At 58.2% G+C, this 19,744-nt stretch carries 18 protein-coding genes; 6 read left to right on the top strand and 12 right to left on the bottom strand.

The window, feature by feature from the left end; all coding sequences use genetic code 11:
• A partial coding sequence (locus tag ACWGTO_RS29075; protein WP_454578229.1) for a hypothetical protein occupies positions 1-288 on the top strand: 288 nt, incomplete at its 5' end.
• Positions 289-734: 446 nt separating this feature from the next.
• Here ACWGTO_RS29075 and ACWGTO_RS29070 read toward each other — a convergent pair.
• The 3 genes from ACWGTO_RS29070 to ACWGTO_RS29060 all read right to left on the bottom strand — a co-directional run bounded on the left by ACWGTO_RS29070 (position 735) and on the right by ACWGTO_RS29060 (position 3,868).
• Positions 735-1,247, bottom strand: a complete 513-nt coding sequence (locus ACWGTO_RS29070; RefSeq protein ID WP_454578228.1) for an OmpA family protein — start codon at positions 1,245-1,247, stop codon at positions 735-737.
• A 9-nt stretch (positions 1,248-1,256) separates the two neighbouring features.
• Complete coding sequence (locus tag ACWGTO_RS29065) at positions 1,257-1,916, bottom strand: L,D-transpeptidase (protein WP_454578227.1); 660 nt, start codon at positions 1,914-1,916, stop codon at positions 1,257-1,259.
• 485 nt (positions 1,917-2,401) lie between these two features.
• The gene (locus tag ACWGTO_RS29060; RefSeq protein WP_454578226.1) at positions 2,402-3,868 is read right to left on the bottom strand and encodes a hypothetical protein; all 1,467 of its coding nucleotides are present in this window, start codon (positions 3,866-3,868) and stop codon (positions 2,402-2,404) included.
• A gap of 544 nt (positions 3,869-4,412) precedes the next feature.
• Here ACWGTO_RS29060 and ACWGTO_RS29055 point away from each other — a divergent pair.
• Both ACWGTO_RS29055 and ACWGTO_RS29050 read left to right on the top strand, forming a co-directional pair.
• Positions 4,413-4,637, top strand: coding sequence for a hypothetical protein (locus ACWGTO_RS29055; protein WP_454578225.1), 225 nt, complete (start codon positions 4,413-4,415; stop codon positions 4,635-4,637).
• 747 nt (positions 4,638-5,384) lie between these two features.
• Positions 5,385-6,137 (top strand): LuxR C-terminal-related transcriptional regulator, encoded by a 753-nt coding sequence (locus tag ACWGTO_RS29050; RefSeq protein WP_454578224.1) that lies wholly within the window; start codon positions 5,385-5,387, stop codon positions 6,135-6,137.
• Between the two features lie 245 nt (positions 6,138-6,382).
• Here the strand turns inward: ACWGTO_RS29050 and ACWGTO_RS29045 are convergent, their stop codons facing one another.
• The 4 genes from ACWGTO_RS29045 to ACWGTO_RS29030 form a co-directional block, all read right to left on the bottom strand.
• Positions 6,383-6,661: a hypothetical protein gene (locus tag ACWGTO_RS29045; RefSeq protein ID WP_454578223.1), complete on the bottom strand. Its 279-nt coding sequence runs from the start codon at positions 6,659-6,661 to the stop codon at positions 6,383-6,385.
• A 197-nt stretch (positions 6,662-6,858) separates the two neighbouring features.
• On the bottom strand, positions 6,859-7,512 hold the full coding sequence (locus ACWGTO_RS29040) for a PIG-L deacetylase family protein (protein WP_454578222.1): 654 nt from the start codon (positions 7,510-7,512) through the stop codon (positions 6,859-6,861).
• Positions 7,509-8,324, bottom strand: a complete 816-nt coding sequence (locus ACWGTO_RS29035; RefSeq protein WP_454578221.1) for a sugar phosphate nucleotidyltransferase — start codon at positions 8,322-8,324, stop codon at positions 7,509-7,511. Before ACWGTO_RS29035 ends, ACWGTO_RS29040 begins: the two co-directional genes overlap by 4 nt.
• On the bottom strand, positions 8,321-9,616 hold the full coding sequence (locus ACWGTO_RS29030; RefSeq protein WP_454578220.1) for a methyltransferase domain-containing protein: 1,296 nt from the start codon (positions 9,614-9,616) through the stop codon (positions 8,321-8,323). The genes ACWGTO_RS29035 and ACWGTO_RS29030 overlap by 4 nt, the downstream gene beginning before the upstream one ends.
• 350 nt (positions 9,617-9,966) lie before the next feature.
• On the opposite strand from ACWGTO_RS29030, the gene rfbC reads away from it, so the two are divergent.
• The gene (rfbC, locus tag ACWGTO_RS29025) at positions 9,967-10,506 is read left to right on the top strand and encodes a dTDP-4-dehydrorhamnose 3,5-epimerase (protein ID WP_454578219.1); all 540 of its coding nucleotides are present in this window, start codon (positions 9,967-9,969) and stop codon (positions 10,504-10,506) included.
• A 24-nt stretch (positions 10,507-10,530) separates the two neighbouring features.
• Here rfbC and ACWGTO_RS29020 read toward each other — a convergent pair whose 3' ends face one another.
• From ACWGTO_RS29020 to ACWGTO_RS29000, 5 genes are all read right to left on the bottom strand, one after another.
• Positions 10,531-11,256: a class I SAM-dependent methyltransferase gene (locus ACWGTO_RS29020; RefSeq protein WP_454578218.1), complete on the bottom strand. Its 726-nt coding sequence runs from the start codon at positions 11,254-11,256 to the stop codon at positions 10,531-10,533.
• A gap of 72 nt (positions 11,257-11,328) precedes the next feature.
• Entirely contained in the window at positions 11,329-12,648 is a 1,320-nt protein-coding gene (locus ACWGTO_RS29015) for a DUF4910 domain-containing protein (protein ID WP_454578217.1), read from the bottom strand.
• 4 nt (positions 12,649-12,652) lie between these two features.
• Positions 12,653-13,714 carry an NAD-dependent epimerase/dehydratase family protein gene (locus tag ACWGTO_RS29010; protein WP_454578216.1) on the bottom strand — a complete coding sequence of 354 codons (1,062 nt, stop codon included), beginning with the start codon at positions 13,712-13,714 and terminating at the stop codon, positions 12,653-12,655.
• A 297-nt stretch (positions 13,715-14,011) separates the two neighbouring features.
• A complete protein-coding gene (locus ACWGTO_RS29005) occupies positions 14,012-15,442 on the bottom strand; it encodes a DUF4214 domain-containing protein (RefSeq protein ID WP_454578215.1) in 1,431 nt (476 codons plus the stop codon).
• Between the two features lie 236 nt (positions 15,443-15,678).
• A complete protein-coding gene (locus ACWGTO_RS29000; RefSeq protein ID WP_454578214.1) occupies positions 15,679-16,656 on the bottom strand; it encodes a glycosyltransferase family 2 protein in 978 nt (325 codons plus the stop codon).
• A gap of 333 nt (positions 16,657-16,989) precedes the next feature.
• On the opposite strand from ACWGTO_RS29000, the gene ACWGTO_RS28995 reads away from it, so the two are divergent.
• Together ACWGTO_RS28995 and ACWGTO_RS28990 are read left to right on the top strand one after the other, a co-directional pair.
• Positions 16,990-18,099, top strand: coding sequence for a hypothetical protein (locus tag ACWGTO_RS28995; RefSeq protein ID WP_454578213.1), 1,110 nt, complete (start codon positions 16,990-16,992; stop codon positions 18,097-18,099).
• Complete coding sequence (locus ACWGTO_RS28990; protein ID WP_454578212.1) at positions 18,096-19,589, top strand: lipopolysaccharide biosynthesis protein; 1,494 nt, start codon at positions 18,096-18,098, stop codon at positions 19,587-19,589. Before ACWGTO_RS28995 ends, ACWGTO_RS28990 begins: the two co-directional genes overlap by 4 nt.
• Positions 19,590-19,744: the final 155 nt, after the last annotated feature.

Below are 19,744 nucleotides of genomic sequence, written 5' to 3'. Positions count from 1 at the left end.
GCTCCCATGCAGAACTTGGCCCATAGCGCATCCTTTGATTCGGAAGATAAGGATGCCCCATACCTGACGACCGCCGCGACTATGATCGCATTCGTAAATGCGATTGTCGCTGCGGCGGGCGTTGCTCTGCTTGCCTTGGGTGTCGGTGCAGACCTATTGCTCGCGCTTTGCCTTGGCATTGGAACAATAACCGGGTTGATGACCATATTCTATTTATACCAGAGGCTTCGGACCAAAGGCATGGTCCGCATTGCCAAACCTTATGGTTCTGAAAAGAGCGTTCTTTGAGGGTGGTGAATGTGGTCTTTGTCTCAAACGCCGCTGGCACGACCATTTCCGGATTTCTTTTGACGATCGTTCGGCACGCTCTTCGTCGCCTCGGTCCGAACTGCGGGAATTCAAGTACCGCACGAATCTAGGTCGCCATCACGGCAACCGTGCGCCGTCGAGTCACAGAAGTTCGGGCCAGCGTCTAAATCCCTTCGTACGACCAGCCGCACTCCATTGCGGAAATGGCGAAGGCAGCCAGCATTCAGAACCTCAAATTGGTCGGCGACGTCTCTCACGTCGATGAAGAGCGCAAGGGTGGGATGGCGAAGGAACCCCGGGCTCCGCAACTGCAGCCCTTACGCGGAGTCATTATCAAACCTCCGAATGATCGCTCATGGGCGCGAAGCAGCCATGCCGCCGTCGCGTGTGAGACGCTGATTCGGTGACAAGCAAAACAGCAGCCTTTACGACTCGTCCCGCTCATCGCGCAAATTAGACACAACGCGGCGGTTCTGCGACCTGCAGGCGGCGTCGGGGCAGTCGCGGACGAGCCTGTCCTTGCCATAGCCCTTGGCCCACATGCGGTTGCGGTCTATGCCGCCGGCGGCGAGGTAGTCCATCACCGCATCGGCGCGCTTCTGCGACAGCGCCGTTTCACTTGCGCCGGGATCGTCGGCGAAACCCTGCAGCTTGAGCAGCCAGCGCGGATGCTTTGTTAACCAGGCGATCTGGGTGTCGAGGGTGGTCTTGGCGACAGAATCGAGCTCGGCCGAACCTTTCGTGAAATAGGTGCGGCGGCCGACATTGAGGATAAAATCCTCCTCGCTGCCCGGCTGCACGTTCTGGAAGCCGGCAATCTCGGCGTTGGTGACGTCGGGCGTGGGCGGGGCCAGCGTGTTGCTGGTCGAGCAGGATGCGACTAGCACCAGCAGGCCGGCGGCGATCAGCCGACGCGTGTTTTCAATCATGCGGTTCATGGTGCGCCATCATTCGACAGTGGTGGAAGCGGGCGCCTGGTCGGCGATGTGCGGCAGGACCTCCACCGCAGTGCCGATCGGGCACCGCTGGTAGAGATCTATGATGTCTTCCGGGAACATCCGGATGCAGCCGCTGGAAGCGTCGGTGCCGATGCTCCATGGCTCCAGCGTGCCATGCAGGCGGTAGCCGATGTCGGCGCCGTCGCGGTACAGATAGAGCGCGCGCGGCCCGAGCGGATTGTTGGGCGCGCCGCCTGCGATCATGGGCGGTAGCTCCGGCCTGCGCTTAAGCATTTCGGGGGGCGGGACCCATTGCGGCCAGAGCGCGCGACGGTCAATCGTCGCGCGGCCGTACCATTTGAAGCCCTCCTTGCCGACGCCGACGCCGTAGCGGATGGCGGTCTTGTTTTCCATGATGAGGTAGAGGAAGTGGTGGCGGGTATCGACCACGACGGTGCCGACCGACTCGCTGCTGAAATACTTGACGATCTGGCGATGCCATCTCTTGTCGATCTTGGCGAAGTTGGTCTTGCGATAGACAAAATTGTTGTCGCTGGCGGTACCGGCGAAATAGGATTTTGCCGCCGCGGCTTGAGCGATATTGCCGGTTGCACCGACCGCGACCACCGCCAGGCCGCCGAGCACGACACCCCTGCGTGACAAAACCATCGGCAATCCCCCATGCCTTAAGCCTGACGGACCATAGTTGAGAATTATTTTGCCTCAAAGCGGAAAATGCAGCAGTTAGGCCGACAGAGGAACGGCGGCTCCTGGCTCCGCAACGAAGGTTCCAGACGCTCAACCTTCTGGGAGAAAGTCGCGAATTGACCCCAAATCCGACTTTGATCTGCTGACCGTCGGCGGTCGCTCCCGGTCCGAAGAGTTCCCCCGGCAGGTTGTGCTTCTGAATGCCGGTGCGATCGTCGAGATTGGGCACGTCAATCTCGGCGGAAATCATATACCAGGCTCAGCCCGGCGGCCGAACCTGCAGCGGAATGGAAGGTTTTCCACCAACCCCAATCCTGTCGGCATAAGATAGAACGAGTTCCTGAGCGCCCCAGCTGCCAGCACCCACGAATACAGGTCGTGTGGCCCATGGAACTCTTCAAGGTTATCCGACAGCTGGCCGGGGGCCGTCTTCGAATTCCTCGATCTCATTCCCGGTTGACCGATCCTGCTGGTGCCGGCGTGGCAAGTCCACCATGAGAGAGGAAGCCGTCATGTCCGGTGGTTCGCCTAAGCCCCATGGTGCGCCGGGCACGGACCCTCGTGGTGGAAACGACGGCAAGTGCGATGAAGAAGAGGATGCCTGGGTCGGCGCTGCCGCCCGACACTGAGCCGGCAACTACGCCGGCGAGGGAAGCATTCCTGACGCTGGTCACGACCGCATCGGTTTCTGGGTCTACCCATTCCCGCATCCGCCCCGTTCCGCTGACCAGGACGCCGACCAAGATCGCCATCATCAGGGAACCGAACAAGCCGAGCTGGGAAAGCACCGCAATGGGCCAACTCGATGCCCTTGAACTGCCGAAACCGACGCCAAGGCCGCTGGTGTCCAGGAAGGATTGCAAGCTCTTGACGTTCCAGTAGGCGCGCTCCTCGCCGGAGCCCGAAGCTGCCTTGTCGATAATAGTGGTGTTAACCAACCTGACGAAGGGTTCAAGCATCCCGGCGTTGTAGAGGCTGATGCCCATGATAGCGACCACGCCTGTCGTCATCAAAGCGGTGATCAGTATCTCCTCGCGCTCAACCCGCCCCTTGAACACCGAAACCAACATCGAGAAGGCGACCGGAAGGCACAGGAGAGCGAGACCGACGTAGGCGGTCGACGAGGTCGACAGAATGGTCAGGAAGAGCAGAATGCCCGCCAACCACTGGGCAAGGCGTGACTTGGTCTTCCTCCAATAGGTGTAGCAGAATGCCAGGCAGGCGAGGGAACCGCTGGCGAAGGAAGAGGCCTCTGAAAAAGGTCCCGTGATCCGCACGAATCCCGCTTCGACCGCTTCCGTAATAAGTGCGTAGTTGGCGGTTCTGATCGGGGCAAGCAGATCTCCTGCCCCCGCATTCTTGCCAATAAGATCGATCAGCCCCATGCCCGTTTGCAGACCGCACCACAAGAAGAAGCCGCGGCGGAGCTGGTCAACCCTGTTGGACTGCAGCAGCAGCACACAAAGAGCGATGGCGGTGAGCCCGCCAAGAATGAAATAGCCCGTCTGTGAAATGTTGCCTGAAACCGGGGCCAGAGGCGCTTCGACGACCGCACCCCGGATTTTCGACTGCACGAAAACGGCAGTCTGACCTGCGAAGAATCTTGGAAACAGCCATGCTCCGATAATTGCGTAAGCCATCAGGCTTGTCAGAATCCAGATCGGGCGGATACTTCCGAACACTCTTCCAAGATCGAACCAGATGCGGCGTCTCGCAGCGACGGCCGTTACGAGCAGCGCCGCAAACAGCGTGTAGATCAACGGAGACGACCCACCCAAAAAGGTTAGCGTCACAACGGCTGTCGCACCGAATGCCTGGGAGGCGACCAGTCCGATGATCAGCATTCCCCTGGAATAGTAGGCGACGACCAAAATGGCCACGGCCACGAGCAGCCCTGGCAAGGACATCTGCATTGCTGATCGAGCCTCCCGGCTGGTTTGGCCCCGGGTTATGCGGACGCACGAGCTGTCCGACGGCTCATCTTTCGGCAGATTGGTATCCCGTGCAAGAGAGCCAAAGGACGTAGCCGACATACGCATCTGCAGGACATGGCAGATACGCCTTCCCATGGTCGGTACTGAAGGTGATCGTCCACTAAGGCGTTGGCTTGAAGGCTAAATTGGCTGCTCTCTCGAAGCGAAAGCCGCCCATTTTCACGTCCTCCGATCATGTGTGCGTTACGACAGCCGTGAGCAGGATATGCAGCGACCGGCGGGTCACTGGATATCTCGATTTGTTTCGCGCTGGCGGTCTTTTTGCAATCCGGCCTGCGCCTCCTGCAAATGGCTAACCCTCAATATGCGAACGTCCACCAAAGCACATCTCGACCAGAGAAAGGGGTAATCTTATACTGCCATTGCAATATTTTTGCTGCCAATAGCATGTTAATGATGAAATTGTGGGAGCGCCGGGCAACGGGCGGGTCGTTGGAGTTCCGGCACCAGGAGGAGAAGCGGTATGACCATTCAGGTTGTACGTGGCGCATTCGGTCCCAAGCAGGTCAGGCAACTCAAGGAAGTTTACGAAAGTGCGCTGGCCGTGAAGGCAAAATACCCCGAGTCCCACATTGCCAGCAAAGCCGCCAAAAGGTTGATAGCCGCCTTCGAAGCCGTGATCCAGACAGACGGAACGGTTGTGGATGTGCAGTGGCTAAGCAAGGCTGAGCCGCAAGGAAACGCCTGAGACCAGGCCTCTATCGAACGTCCGCGAAGCTTTCGGGTATTAGGCGGCTAATTTCTGTCGACTTCAGCCACGCCGTGCAAGCGGATTCCGCATGCCCTTCCAAATCAAACGTCTGTGAAATCTGGAGTGACCGCGTGTTCGCCGGCCGGAGCGATAGGGGAGCCGTTGGGCGGGCAGTGACTCCCCTATCCTGTCTCCGCGTTTTCGCTGCAGACAGGCCGCGTGAGCCTTGAGCAGACGCCGGCATTCCAATGTCCAGCCCGGCAGATATGCCGTCAACGAAGCTTTTGGAGGCCCAGCGAAGCTTTTGGAGGTAAGATGTAATGTTGTCAGGGGATACGAGCGAATACTGCTTCCGCCTAACGGATGACAACCGGCCGAACATTCGCGATTGGGTGATCTGCTTGGCTGACGGCATGATATGTCCGAAGGTCTGGCAAGGGCGTCCCGTTCCTGCGTCTTCAAGGGATCGCAGCGCCTTGGGGTCAGCTGGGTGACGTCTTCTTTAAGACTAAAAATTTCTATAAAACTAACATAAGTTAGAGACTGCTTATAAATACCTCATAGACTGCTCAAGCTGTTCTAGGTGGCGGCAGTCAGGAACTGCCGAGCGCTCCAAGCTGGGGTAATCCAGCCTGAAGCTATCAAGTGGGCTGGGGTATCAAAATTCAATCCAAAAGAATGACGGAGCTCTAGCTCTATTGACCGCCACAAGGCAGATCGCGTTGGGGAAAGGCGGGTACTAGTATGGGTTCAACAGTAGGATTGCACAATTCCACTTCAACAAACCAGACAGGAATTTCGGCGAGCGGAACGGAAAATGTCCACGAAGGTAGGCAATGCCTTCTCATCCTGGACGGAAGGGCTCTAGACCGCGAGTGTCTCGCATCGGCCCTTGAGGACCATGACCTCGGTATGGCGGTTGTCGCCATGGGTTCGATCGGAGAATGGCGCACGAAGAAGGGCTCGGCCCCTCCCCTTGCAGCCATTCTCTTCAACCTTGGCGGTCGGAAAGTGAGTGATCATGGCATCGCCGATGAAATCAAGAATATTTCGTCCGAGTTCAAGTCAGTCCCAGTGGTTATCCTGGCCGACACCGAGGATCTTGCACAGATACTGACGGCGCTCGAATGCGGCGCTCGCGGCTACATTCCGACTTCGGTCGGGATTGACGTGTGTGTCGAGGCGATCAACCTTGCGGCAGCGGGAGGCATCTTCGTCCCGGCGAGCAGTGTCCTTTCGATGCGGCACCTGATAGATTCAGGCAACTGTGATACGCGGCCTTTGACGGGCATGTTCACGCTCAGGCAGGCTGAGGTCGCCCAGGCGCTCCGACGCGGCAAGGCGAACAAGATCATCGCCTACGAACTGAACCTGCGCGAAAGCACAGTGAAGGTCCACATTCGAAACATCATGAAGAAGCTGAAGGCGACCAACCGGACGGAAGTCGCCTACAAGGTCAACGATCTCTTCGCAGAAGGAACTCTGGCTGAGGAGTGACCACGAGCAACAAGACGGCCCGGCTTGGTGAACCCTGGGTCGCGTTTTCAGCTTTGAAGACTGAGTTATATTCGTGCATGAATGGCATCCGGGGTCTCGAGCACGCGGAAGGCGAATATCTCGTCCTCGCACCGTTTTGGCTCGCCTGGGACGTCAACGAAGCCTGTCTGACAAGCTGATCAGGACACAGTCGCGAAGGTCCGCGGGACCTGAGCAATGTGCCTTGCCACCGCGAAATCCGCCGATCAATCTGCAACGGCAACAGGCGCGGAGAAGGTATATCCGCTCACCCATTTAATCGCTTCCTCGATCGTATCGAAGTTTTTGTGCTGGCCACTCAGCAGCCCGAAGCCTGTCTCAAGGAACCATTTGCCTTTCGTGCAATAGGCCGCTTCGTCGATCAGGGTAAGGACGGCGACCAACTGGTCGGATTTCCACACCAGAACACCGGATTCTCCACCCTCGACCGTTCCGATCCGGGCTTCGCTGAGCGAAAATCCACGAGCAATTTCTTCTTTGCTCACGTTGATGATTCCCCGACTTCAAAATGGATGGAAAAAAATCCGTCGGCTCTGAATCGCTGGGTCTATATGTCTTTTTCAGCGAACGTCGCTCGACGGTGAGTTTGTAAGCAGATCGCCCGGTAAGTTCAATGGCTTTTCACCCGATTTGTCTGTTGATCCACCGTTAGTTTTCTCGCGGAGGAATGTGTAAAAAACTGCTAGAGAATTTTGGCTTTTCGGAGCGTGAACGCCTCGGCGAAATGCTCGGGTGCCCGGCATTCCATCCCGCGTAACCTTGCAAGCCCAGCGAATGTCGCGCGGTCGAACCAGTCCTTGGAGCGTTGCGTCCCGAAATGCTTGTGGAGGAGTTCGATCTTGCGTTCCAGCACGTCTGCCGTGAGCGGCACGTAAGCGTTGGGCTGGCAAAGGTCGCCGTCCCATTTCGGGATCTCGTATTCGAGCACCAGATGATCGCGGAAGACGTTCCAGGTCAGTTGGTTAACCTCCCTGTGATCCTGATGGGCGTCGAACCTGGCGTGGGTTAATACCACGTCGGGATCAATCCGTGATCTTACCTCGATCAGCCACTGCTTTATCGATCGGCTATGGGTGGGGAAGTAGCTGTCTTCGAAATCCGCGACATCTACCGTCGACGAGCGCGATCCTTCGAGAAACGCCTCGGCCGACCCCCTGGCTTCCGCGGACCGCAGGCCGCCCGCGCTCAGCACGCACCAGTGGACGTCCAGTCGGATCCCCGACGCGATCATGCCGAGTATAGTGCCTCCGGCGCCGATCTCGATGTCGTCGGAATGGGCTCCAATGCAGAGAACTGACAGTTCCTCCCCGCGACGTGCGAGGCTAAGGCCCCTCATGATGCGGCCAGCACGACGCTGCGCCTGTTCTTCTCGGCGGTGACCCTCATGTTCCAGGGCATGTCGCCTTTCTCGACCATGTCTTCGAGCGACTGCCAATCGCGCAGGGTATCCATCGAACGCCAGAACCCCTCATGCTTGTATGCCATCAGCATGTTGTCATCGATCAGCCGCTTGAAGGGTTCGACAACGAGTTCCTCGCCGTCACGCATGTAGTCGAAGATTTCGGGGCGGAACACGAAGTAGCCCCCATTAATCCAGATCTCCGATGTCTGCGCCGCTCGGAACTCGCGCACGCGCCCATCTTCTGCGATGTCGGCCAGGTGGTATGTCAGCGGCGCGTGCACGGCGAGGAAGCAGCCGATCTTGCCGCTGGCCTCGAATTTCCTGATCATATCGTCGAGATCGACATCGGTAAGGCCGTCAGAATAGTTGGCGAGGAACATCTTCTCGTTCCTGACGTGGTTTTGCGCGGCCCACAGGCGCTCGCCGATGTTGCGCCAGATGCCAGTGTCGAGCAGGGTGATGCTCCAGTCCTTGACCGTGTCGCCGAGCAGCTTCACGTCCTCCCCTCCGTGCGTGACCACACAATCGGAAAAGGTCTGCGGCCGGGTATTGAGGAAGAAATCCTTGATGATGTTGGCCTTGTAGCCCAGGCACAGCACGAATTCGTCATGCCCGTAGTCGCTATACCATTGCATGACGTGGCGCAGGATCGGCTGGGGGCCGAGCGGAATCATCGGCTTCGGTATGCTTTCGGAATAGTCGCGGATCCGGGTCCCGCGGCCGCCGCAGAAAAGAATGACTTTCATCTGTGTAACTCCGATGGATCAATCACGGTTACAAAAGGAATTGGCACGACGAATTTCGCGTTCCAGGCGGCGACATGGTGCATCTGCCGGATGATCTCGTCCTTCAGGTTCCACGGAAGGATCAGGATATAGTCCGGCTTGGCCTGGTCGATCGCGTGGATGGGCTTGATCGGGATGTGCATCCCCGGCGTGAAGCGACCGTGCTTGTAGGGATTGCGGTCCACCGTGAAGTCGAGGAAGTCGGTACCGATGGCGCAGTAGTTGAGCAGCGTGTTGCCTTTGCCAGGCGCGCCATAGCCACAAATCCTCTTGCCCTCGTTTTTGGCCGAGACCAGGAACGCAAGTAGATCGCGCTTCGCGCGCTGCGCCTTGTAGGCGAAGGAGGTGTAGGTCGTCATTTCCGTAAGCCCATGCCGCTTTTCGCGGTCAAGGAGTTCGGCGATACTGTCATGAGTGGCCCGGCGGCTGCCCTGATTGGCGAGATAAACGCGCAGCGAGCCGCCGTGGGTGGGCAGTTCCTCGACGTCGATCAGCCGCAACCCGTGGCGGGCCGCCATCAGGTCGATCGTCAGCAGCGAGAAATATGAAAAGTGCTCGTGGTAGATGGTGTCGAACTGGTTCTCGGCCATCAGCCGCTCGATGTGCGGGAACTCGAGAGTGACGACGCCCTCTGGTTTGAGCAGGATTTTTGTTCCGGCGACGAAGTCGTTGAGGTCGGGCACCTGCGCCAGGACGTTGTTGCCAATGATCAGATCGGCGCGGAGTCCCTCGGCCACCATCTGACGTGCCAGCCGCACCCCGAAGAAGTCGACCCGAGTGGGCACGCCCTTCTCGACCGCTGCGCGCGCAACGTTGGCCGCCGGCTCGACGCCAAGCACGGGAACGCCGAGTGGCAGGAAGTGCTGCAGCAGATAGCCGTCATTGCTTGCAAGTTCCACCACAAAGCTGTGGGCGCCAAGCCCAAGTCGTTTCGTGATCGCTTCGCAATAGGCTTTCGAGTGGGCCACCCAGCTTGTCGAAAACGAAGAGAAGTAGGCGTACTCGCTAAAAATGGTCTCGGGGCTCATATACTCCTTGAGCTGCACCAGGTAGCAACTCTCGCAGACCAGCACGTGGAGCGGATAGTAGAGTTCCATCTGGTCAAGCTGATCGGCCTGCAGGAAGCTCTCGCAAGGAGGCGACATGCCAAGATCGACCAGAGTGTGATGAAGGCGCGATCCGCAGAGCCTGCAGCCGACGTTCCGGCGTGTCGTGTTGTAGTCGCGAACGATTTCGACAGCCTCAATGTTCATTCGGTGCTCCTGGCGCGATGGTTTGAAAGACGGAAACGCGGGGGCGTGACGAAGAACCCGTGCCATCCGCGCCTCCGTAGAGAGACCTTCTTTGGAGAGTGCTTCTTTCTCGACTCAGGTTAGGACGCAGCGCCTAAGGGTTCGATTTGCCAATCCGTTGGGCGCCTTAATCCTTATAGGGAACGGCCGGCGCAACGGCGCCGCCGAGACCACCGAACGGGTGGTGCGCTCGGCCCCGGCATACCGCGATCGGAGAGGCCACCTAAGGCTTAGGTAGCTCTTCCAGCCGGGCACGCGGTGCCGACAATCGGACCGCCGGTCCTTGCCCGGCCACTGGGGGTTAAGGCGATATGCAGTTTACCGAGACTGAGCTGAAGGGTGTCTGGCTGATCGAGCCGAGGCCAGTGATTGACGACCGCGGGTCCTTCACCCGTCTCTTTTGCGAAAAAGAGATGGCCGATTGCGGGCTGGCGACGCGCTTTGTCCAGCACAGCCGCGCACATTCGGTGAAGAAGGGAACCCTTCGGGGGCTGCACTATCAGGAGGATCCATACGCGGAGGTGAAGCTCGTGTCCTGTGTCCGCGGCGCGATTTTCGATGTTGTCGTGGACATGCGCCTCAACTCGCCGACACGCCACAGCTGGCTGGCTTTCGAACTGACACCCGAAAACATGAAACAGATCTACATCCCCGCCGGATTCGCCCACGGGCTCCAGACTCTCACGGACGATGCCGAGGTCTCGTATCTCATATCCCAGTTCTATACGCCCCACGCATCGACGGGTGTCCGCTACAACGACCCTGCCTTTTCGATAAACTGGCCCTTGCTGCCGACCGCAATGTCGGAAAGGGACATGAACTGGCCGCTGCTGAAGAAGCTGGTGTCGTAGCGGCTGCTTTGGGAGCTCCATCCCTTAAAAGTTTACTAGAAGAGTCGTCCTCATCTCCTCTCCGGGACCAGCCTGTGGATTTGCTACCGGCAGAGTCAGCATCGTTGTTCCTTTCCGCCCAAATGGTGGAAGGTCGATGTAAACACCGGAATTGAATACGACGCGGGTGTCCGGACCCGTCGGCTTGTTGAGGTTTGGCTTTTTGAGCCTGGACGGTGCGGGCAGATGTTCTGTGATCAGAACGAACTTGTGCACAGCCGTGTGTGCCAAAATTTCACCGATGGTGCTATTATCAAGGTGCTGCAAAACTTGTCTGATGATGCACAGATCGGATTTTGGGAGGTTCTGCTCGCTCGCATCGTGGTGCTCGAAACAAATTCCGCCACGCCTAAATTTTTCTCGGTTTTGCTCGATCACGAATGACGAAACATCAACTCCTAGATAGCGTTTTACACAATCGGCATACTGCCGCCCAATTTCAAAATCGCCGCAGCCAATCTCAACGATACTTTCAATCTGTTGCTCGATGATGAAATTCCGTACAAATGCGACATAGGTTGGAACTGAGGGGTCGTAGGAGCCAGGCCCTGAGTAAGCCCCTTCATTCTCCGATTTTCCCCAGATCGCCGCTTTGTAGATTGAGTTGAAAATCTCAGTATTAGACTTAGCCAGCATTCCATTCTTCAAAACCGACCGTAGGCGTCGGTATGGATCTCTTAAGGGCTCTGGAACGAATGCTTCAATGCCCACTAGATTCCTCCTGATTTCCTTAGAAAGTCGAGCCCAACAGAAGTGATATTCGGCTTTCGACCTGGACGGCGCTCACGGCGCCGCCTCGGCCAACAGGCCATGATCCGAGAGCAGCCTCGCCGCGGCGGCCAGTTCCCTGAATGGCAGGCCCGAGCGTTCCGCCATCGACAGAAGTGAATGCTGTCCGTCAGCGAGATTGAGCACCCAAAGCATGGACATCGACGTTGCCCCCGAGGTCTTCTGCCCACCAAGGGAGGCGTAGAGACCTCGCTTGCCAAGTTGTGGTTCGCCCTTTGGAAAAAGGTTCAACGGCGTCCAGTCCCGTTCGACGATGTCGATCACCTCCGTCAGGATGCGGAAGGAATCCTCCAGGTGCTCTGGCCTGATGAAATCGAGGTTGTCAGCCGACGTGTGGTATTCGGGGAAGGTGCCGTGAACGTTTCGCTGGAACATGCCGACCGGAAGGTTGAAGCCTGGCGAACAATATTGCCGCTCGTCATAGCCGTAAGGGGAGAAATCCATCAACCTTGCCCCGGCTTCACGCCCGAGCGCGTGCGTCATGGCGCGGTCGATAAAGGCGTCGCCGCGGCGGCTGCGCTTGTATGCCGGGCTCGCGGCGTCGCCCACGCATGACAGCACCAGGCCGTGGTCGATGAGATGTATCCGGCTCTCGTTGCGGGACAGCCACGCGAGCGCGCCGATCGTGCCAGGGGCGAACAGGAAGCGGTAGCTGTAGCGTGTTTTCCTTGCCTTCAGTCTTTTCGCAAGGATCGCCAGCAGGGCAAGGCCTGAACAGTTGTCGTTGGCCAGGGACGGATGGCAGATGTGTGCCGAAAGCAGGAATTCGCGCTCCGTCTGCCCGCGGTGCAGGTATTCGCCGTAGGTGAGGCTGCCGTCCTTAAGTTCGGCATCGATCTCCACCCGGTAGAGACCGTGAGGCATTTTGGCCACACGGTCGTGGGCCATGCAGAACCCCCAGGTCGGGGCGTAGTAGCTTGTGCGGTAGGGGATCAGTTGCGGCTGTTGCGGCAGTGTATGGATATGCTGTCTCAACTCGTTGAGCGGCAGGGTTCCCTTGAACGGCAAGCTGTAGTTGACGATGTGCAGATTGGAGTCGGCAAAATCCACAACCGTTTGTCCATCCGGGCCTTTGATGCTCGCCGAGTGGATGTTCCACTCCTTGGGAACAGTCCAGTCGAACACCTGCGTGCCGGTGGGCACCTCATGCCGTTCCAGGTCAACGTGCCCCGACAGGATATCCAGCGTTCGTCGTACACCGTCTCCGGTGATGCTCCTGCAAATCGGAAAGAGGCGTTCCGCCAAGGCATAGATTTCCTGGCCAACGCCGGTGGATGGCGGCGGGCCGAGCCCGTCGGGGTTCACGCGTTCCATCCGGTTACCCCGCCGCTGCCTCCAGCGCTCGCGAAGTTTCGGTGACCCGCATCCGCTCGTCGAGAAGTCCGCTGGCCAGAAGGTACCGGATGTGACCAATGCGCTGGAAGCGCGGCCCCTCGAATTCCTCGAGAGTGATGTTCGACTTGCAATAGGCCTGGTAAAGCTGCTCGGCGCCCCTGCGCGCATCCCATTGCGGCTTGAAGGCAGGAAGAGCGCGCGCGATCTTGTCGAAATTGACACGGTAGGACCGCTTGTCGGGCCCAGCATCCGCCGCGAATTCAAGTCGGCAGCCCGGCACGACCTTTGCGACAATCTCGGCTATGTCTCGGATCCTGTAGTTGTGGTCCGTCCGTCCCACATTGAAGGCCTCGTTGTGGATGATCTCGCGTGGCGCTTCCAGTCCGGCGATGAACGCCCTTGAAATGTCCTCGATATGTACGATCGGCCGCCACGGTGTCCCATCGGACTTCAGGAGGATCACGCCTTTGGTGATGGCCCAGGCGACCAAATTGTTCAGCACGATGTCGAAGCGGAGCCGGGGCGACAGGCCGTAGGCCGTGGCGGGCCGGAAATAGATGGGCGAGAAGCTGCTGTCGGCCAGTTCTGAAATATCCCGTTCCGAAAGCACCTTGGACCAACCATAGGCCGTAACCGGGTTCAGCACGGCCGTTTCGTCGACCATTCCGTCGCCCGCCTGTCCGTAGTTGCTGCACGATGACGCGAACAAGAAGCGCGATACGCCGGCCTCCTTGGCCGCCTTCGCGAAACGGACTGTGCCCCTGTGGTTGATCTCGTAGGTGGTGCCCGGATCGAGGTCGGACAGCGGATCGTTGGAAAGAGCCGCGAGGTGGATAACGGCATCGAACCCTTCGAGGTCGCGGGCCTCCACATCCCTGACGTCCTTTTGGATGGAGGGAACGCTGGCCCGCTCTCCGCCCGAAGCGAAGGTGCAGCGCCGGTAAAGATCGCTGTCGTAACCCGTCACCGAATGCCCCGCGCTGAGCAGCATCGGCACCATCACCGAGCCGATATAGCCTTGATGGCCGGTCACCATGACTTTCATCGCACACCTTTTCCCGAGCAGAAATGATCGCGCAGAGGCTACTTGGGCTGAAAACAGCGAGGGAGAACGCCAATAGGCGATCAGAATGCCCAGTTGGACGAAGGTTTGCCGCTCACTGCACCTTTCGGGTGGTGCGCGCCTAGTCCAATCGGAGGATCTTCTTCGGAGATCCTTCGCCGAGTTGCGATGCTTCCATCAGCCTACTTATCGGCTTTCCCGACCCGAGAGTGACGGTGCCTTAGATGCTGGCGTGGTTTGTAATTTGTCGTTCGGTCTTGGCAAATTCACGACTCCATTTCACCCGGGGGTCGCGACCGTGGATGTTTCGCGGATGGCGGCGTGCCCGGATTGGAACTCCGCTGAGGTGATGATTCCGAAGGCCACGGCTTCACGCGTCATGGAGCCCCCACGCAACTGGACGGCATAGGTCTCGACCCCGTAGCCGTCTGCGGGGCGGTTCAGAAGCAGCAGATACAAAAAGCCGATATATTCGCGGTCGGTCAGGCCGATCGTGGCATATCTAGTTTTGAATTCGTCCGAGCCCATCATTTCCATGATCATGTCGGGGAGTTTGGTTTGTCCGCTTTCCAGGGCCGCCGCCCACTGTTCCACGCTGGCGCTGTCACCCTCATGGCCGAGGATGAGGCAGTAGACGAAACTCGCCTGCCGCACCTGCGTGGATTCGGCCGCAGCCGTGGTCTCCGGGTCGCAGTTCCGATGCGGCTTGGTTGGCGGCCGAGGACCGCGGGTGAAGTCACGCACCGTCTTGTAGGCAGCCTTCGGCTCGCCAGGCCTCCATTTTCCATCGGATGCCGGGGTTAGTCTCACCAATCCCATTTTCGCTTCGAAACTGGGAGCCCAGTAGGTCTCATCGAACAGTTCGTAGATGTGCGCGGCCTCGACCTTGTACTTTTCATTGAGCTCGCGGAGCTGCGTCATGGCCCGCTTGATGCCTTCGGCCTGCTGCTGGTCGCTACGCTGGCTGCCCTCGGGGTTGTCGAATTCGGTCACCCAGATTGGTTTGCCGTAGCTCGAAATCTCGCGGAAGGCCCATTCTGGATCTTCGCCATACATGTGCCAGACCGAGATGTCCCAGGCGATCCCGTCCTGCTTCATCCGAGCAAACGCGCCGACGTGGCCCCACCCGGCGGTGCCCAATGCCTTCCTGATCCCTGGGTCGACCTCAATCATGCCATCGGACAGCCCTTTGAGGACAGCGCTCACCTTCACCCAGCGTGGGCCATAGTAGTCGAGTACCCCCACTCCCCCTGCAGGTCCCCACGCACATGGATATTGCGATCCGTCGTCGCGCTTCTCGCACGGCTTGATGATGGCGTAGTTTTCCATCTCGTTGCCGAGCTCCCAAACGCGAATGTCGTTCTTGAACCTGGTGCCGAAAGTAACCGCCAGTCTTCGGGCCTTCCCATAGAGTTCGTCCGGGTTGGCCTGGTCCAGATCGACTCCGGGTGTGATGACGGGCAGTATCTCGATGCCTCTCGTCTTTCCGGCTTCGACAAGGCGGGCAAGGGTATCTGTATCGTCCTCCGCCGTGACGTTGACCCGATATGATTTCAGGCCGAGATCCTTGATGAAATCGAGTTGCGTTTCGACCGGGACGCCCGGGTAGGAACTTATCGGATGGCCGTTGACGCCCCAGAGGAAATCGGCGGAAGCAGGCGCGGCCGTCGCCAGCAAGCAGGCCGTCGCAACTGCGAAACGAAAGGACATGATAACGGTCTCCCTGCCGGACCTCGACATTCGCGATAGTCGGGACTGCGGATGCTGGGTGCAATTTGCCCATACGGTTGAGCGAAGGTTCTCGTTACCCCTTTAGAGGGTCATTCCACGCCTATTGGACGGCATGCCCACACCAACCATTTGGCACTGCACGGGCACCCTGGCCCTGGCCCGCTACATCGAATATTTGGTCCTTACTCCGGGACAGGCGGGCACGACCTCTCGTATCAGCCCCGCCCAAATGCCTCGGAGAAAACCATTCGGGTCCGAGAGAGAACATTCTTTGTCCTGAGAAGATGAGCAACAGGAGGAAGGATTGCCAAACGCGGCGACAGGCTGAAGGCGAACTTGAATAGGTCAAAGGCCTCACGATATCTTCCCCGGATCAGGTGTGATACAGCCGACCAGTAGGCGTCGCAGGCCAAACTCACTCGCGCAAGCGTAAGCAACTTTGCTGATTGATTTTCGTAAATACTGCAGGACGACAAGAAAGCATCGACGGCATTATATACAGAATATAACCTAAGATTGAAGTCATGCCAGTAAGCACTAGAAATATTATCCTTGTGCTCCCTTCGAATTCCCTGGACCGCTTTTGTCTCAGCAACATTACCTAAACTGACCAGCCGCATCAGCATCTCAAGATCGTTGGTAAAGGGCAATTCCTTGGTGTAATAGCCTGCGTGTTTCTGCGCCGCGGTTCGTACCAATATAAAGCCGACCGGCCGCTGCAGCGGGTGGCGGCAGATTTTCTCTATATATTCAGACCCCGAAATGATTGTCCAAGTCGGCGGATCTGTGGTGGTCGACCCGGTCGGCAGAGCACCTTCGACATCAAGGATTTGCGCCTTTCCTTGAGCGACTGTCACTGCGGGATGTTGCTCCATGATGGAGATGGCACGCGACAGGCTGCCGGGCGCGAGAATATCGTCGGAGCAAAGTATCGTAAAGTAATCCGCTGCCGCATGGTCGATGCCTTCGTTCATGGAGGCCGTAAGACCGACATTGACGGGATGAGCGATAATCTGGATCCGCCGATCGGCGGCCGCCAAGGCACGGGCTACCTCGAGGCTGTTATCCGTAGACGCATTGTCTATGACGAGCACGCGCAAATTCTCCACATCCTGCGACAGCACGCTTTTGATGCAGCCAGACAGGAAGCGCCCGTACTGATAGTTCGGAATGACTACGTCAACGCTGGGCATGAGGACGCTCCAGATTGTTGCGGATCCGCCAGGAAACTGCTTCGCTCCGCACCAGCGATTCTGCATCTTCGCTGGGAGCCGCTTCGTAGTCAGGCAGATTCTGCTGAAGCGCACGTTCGCCAAGTTTGTCAGGAAGGTTGCCGGCATGCCTGCGTCGGCAGACCGCCATCCCTGTCTATGTCGTAAAGATCTGACAGCCATTCGTCCACTTAGTCAAAGGTGGAGGGTAGCTACTGCTAATTTGGGGACGGCCATCGGAATTCGGGGATGGTATGGTTTTGCTAGTATGAAAACTACATTGGTTCCGGAACGTGCCGTGAGCGGGAGTACTGAATGTCACTGAGGGCCGGCGACTGGGTGGTAGTGCGGTCCAAGGAAGAGATCCTTCGCACGCTCGACAGAGAGGGGCGGCTTGAAAATCTTCCTTTCATGCCGCAGATGTTTCAATATTGTGGCGGTCGCTTTCGCGTTTACAAGCGCGCGCACAAGACGTGCGACACGATCAACTTTGCCGGTGGACGTAAATTGTCCGACGGCATCCATCTTGAAAACCTGAGGTGCGACGGCGGCGCGTTTGGAGGCTGTCAGGCTGCGTGCCTGATTTTCTGGAAGGAGGCATGGCTTAAGCCTGTGGACGCACCGTCCTCAGATGAGGCTACCTCGCTGCAAACGAAGATGGCGGACGGAAAGGGTTGCACAGAGAGCGATGTGCTGGCTGCCACACACGCAAAGAACCAACCATTTTCGGGCGGTCCCAGATATTCATGCCAAGCCACAGAACTTCTGGAGGCGACCACCCCGCTTCCTTGGTGGGATGTTCGACAATATTTGGAAGACTATGTCTCCGGAAATGCCGACGCATGGCGCCTCTTCGTGGGGTTCGTTTATGCAGCGGTGTTCAGTTGCTATTATTACCTGCGCCGTTTGGGCCTCACCAGGCTATCGGTGGCTGTCAGCTGGGTTTATGACAAGGTGCAACGCCTCTACGGCGGCGTGCCGTTCCCGCGATATCGTGGATCAATCCCTACCGGCCGACCGGTTCCAACCGTCAAGCTTGATCTCAAACCAGGCGAGCTGATCAGGGTCAAGTCCTATGAAGAAATACTCGAGACCTTGGACACCGACAATAAGAGCGTCGGTCTTACTTTCGATGCAGAGATGGTTCCCTATTGCGGTCATACCTTCAGAGTGAGGTCGCGGGTAACAACGTTTGTCAATGAAAAGACCGGACTCATCAACAAGCTCAGGGGGCCGGCTATTATCCTGGAGAAAGTCTGGTGCAATTCGCGGTATAGCGATTGCCGGATGCAGTGCCCAAGAGCCGTCTATCCTTGGTGGCGGGAAGGATGGCTCGAAAGGGTATCTGGCGACATAACTGATCAGAGAAAGCAGGCGCAGCTCGCTCGAACTGAGACGCGCGCGCATGCTGCCAGCGACACATGACCGAAGAGCTCCTGGCTGCGAGAAATGACCGCCGCAGCCTTAAGAACGAAGCCGTCCACAGTGGCGTCGCCAGGATGGTGAATCAGGGCGCGAACCTGATGATCAGGGTCGGCTATATAGCCGTATTGGCGCGCCTGCTCAGCCCCAACGACTTCGGCCTGGTTGCGATGGTGGTGGCCCTCACAGGCATTTTCGATGCCTTCACCACCGCCGGGCTTTCCTCCGCGACAATCCAGAAGCACGAGATTTCGTATGAGCAGGTCTCGGCACTGTTCTGGGTCAACATGGTGGTAGGGATCCTCCTCACGCTGCTCTGCGCCGCGAGTGCCTACCCCATCTCCGCTTTCTACAACGAGCCACGCCTGTTCTGGATAGCCATCGTGATCGCTCCAGGTTTCCTGCTTAACGCGAGCGGGGTTCAGCATGCCGCCTTGCTAGAGCGCAATCTGCGCTATGTCACCTTGAGCGCAATCGACACGAGCGCCCTGTGCCTAGGCGTGGTGGCCGGCGTGCTGCTGGCGCTCCGTGGTTATGGATACTGGGCTCTGGTCGCCCCCACCCTTATTTCGCCGGCGATCAACAGCCTGGGCTTCTGGATTGCTACCGGGTGGGTTCCTGGACCGCCCCGGTATGGTGCCAATATCCGCTCGCTCTTGCATTTCGGTGGAATCGTCACGCTGAACAACCTAGTCGTCTATGTTGGCTACAATGCCGAGAAAGTCCTTCTCGGGCGGTTCTGGGGCGCTGGGCCGCTTGGATTGTATACCCGGGCCTTCCAACTGATCGGCATCCCCACGGCGACCATCAACAGCGCCGTCGGCGCTGTACTGTTCTCGGCCCTGTCGCGGGTGCAGCATGACTCCGCGCGGTTACGGAACTTCTACCTCAAGGGGTATTCGATCGTCATCGCGGTAACGGTGCCTATCACAATGTTCTCATTCGTATTCGCACATGAGATCATCACCGTGGTTCTGGGCTCGCAATGGACGGAGGCGGCTACTATCTTCCGGCTTCTTACCCCCACCATCCTGGTGTTGGGGATCATCAACCCCACATATTGGCTGCTGATCTCGACCGGCAAGCAGAAGCGCAGCCTGTATATGGCCTTTGCCATCGCTCCACTCGTCATCGTTTCCTACTGCTTCGGGATTCCCTTCGGTCCCGAGGGCGTGGCTCTTAGCTACTCCACGGTGCTGGTGCTCTGGCTCTATCCCCACCTGGCCTGGAGCCTGCGTGGCACGCCGGTTTCAGTCAGAGATCTGTTGGGCGTGATCGTGAGGCCGTGGATGTCGGGCATGGTGGCCTCGGCGGGCGCGATGGCGGTACAGCACTATCTCGGCGCGGAGGTTTCTTCATTTGTGCGGCTCGTGGCGGGAGGGGTGGTCCTGAGCGCCATTTACGGGTTCGTCTTGCTGTTCGTTTTCGGGCAGATCAACCTGTTCCAGGATGTGCTGCTCAGCTTCCGGCGCGAGGCGCGGGCCGGCGCTTGACGTGTTGGAATAGGCTGGCGCCGGGCGGCGAAACGTGGGGTAGAAAATGGCCACTATAGCAATCGTCCATAGCTATCCGTACGATGCTTTCTTCGGCGGAGACGGCGCCTATGTTCAAGCGTTCGGCCAATATCTTTTGAAGTCCGGCCACGAGG

The organism is Mesorhizobium sp. PL10 (assembly GCF_053714315.1).
This window is presented reverse-complemented; position numbering and strand designations above follow the sequence as displayed.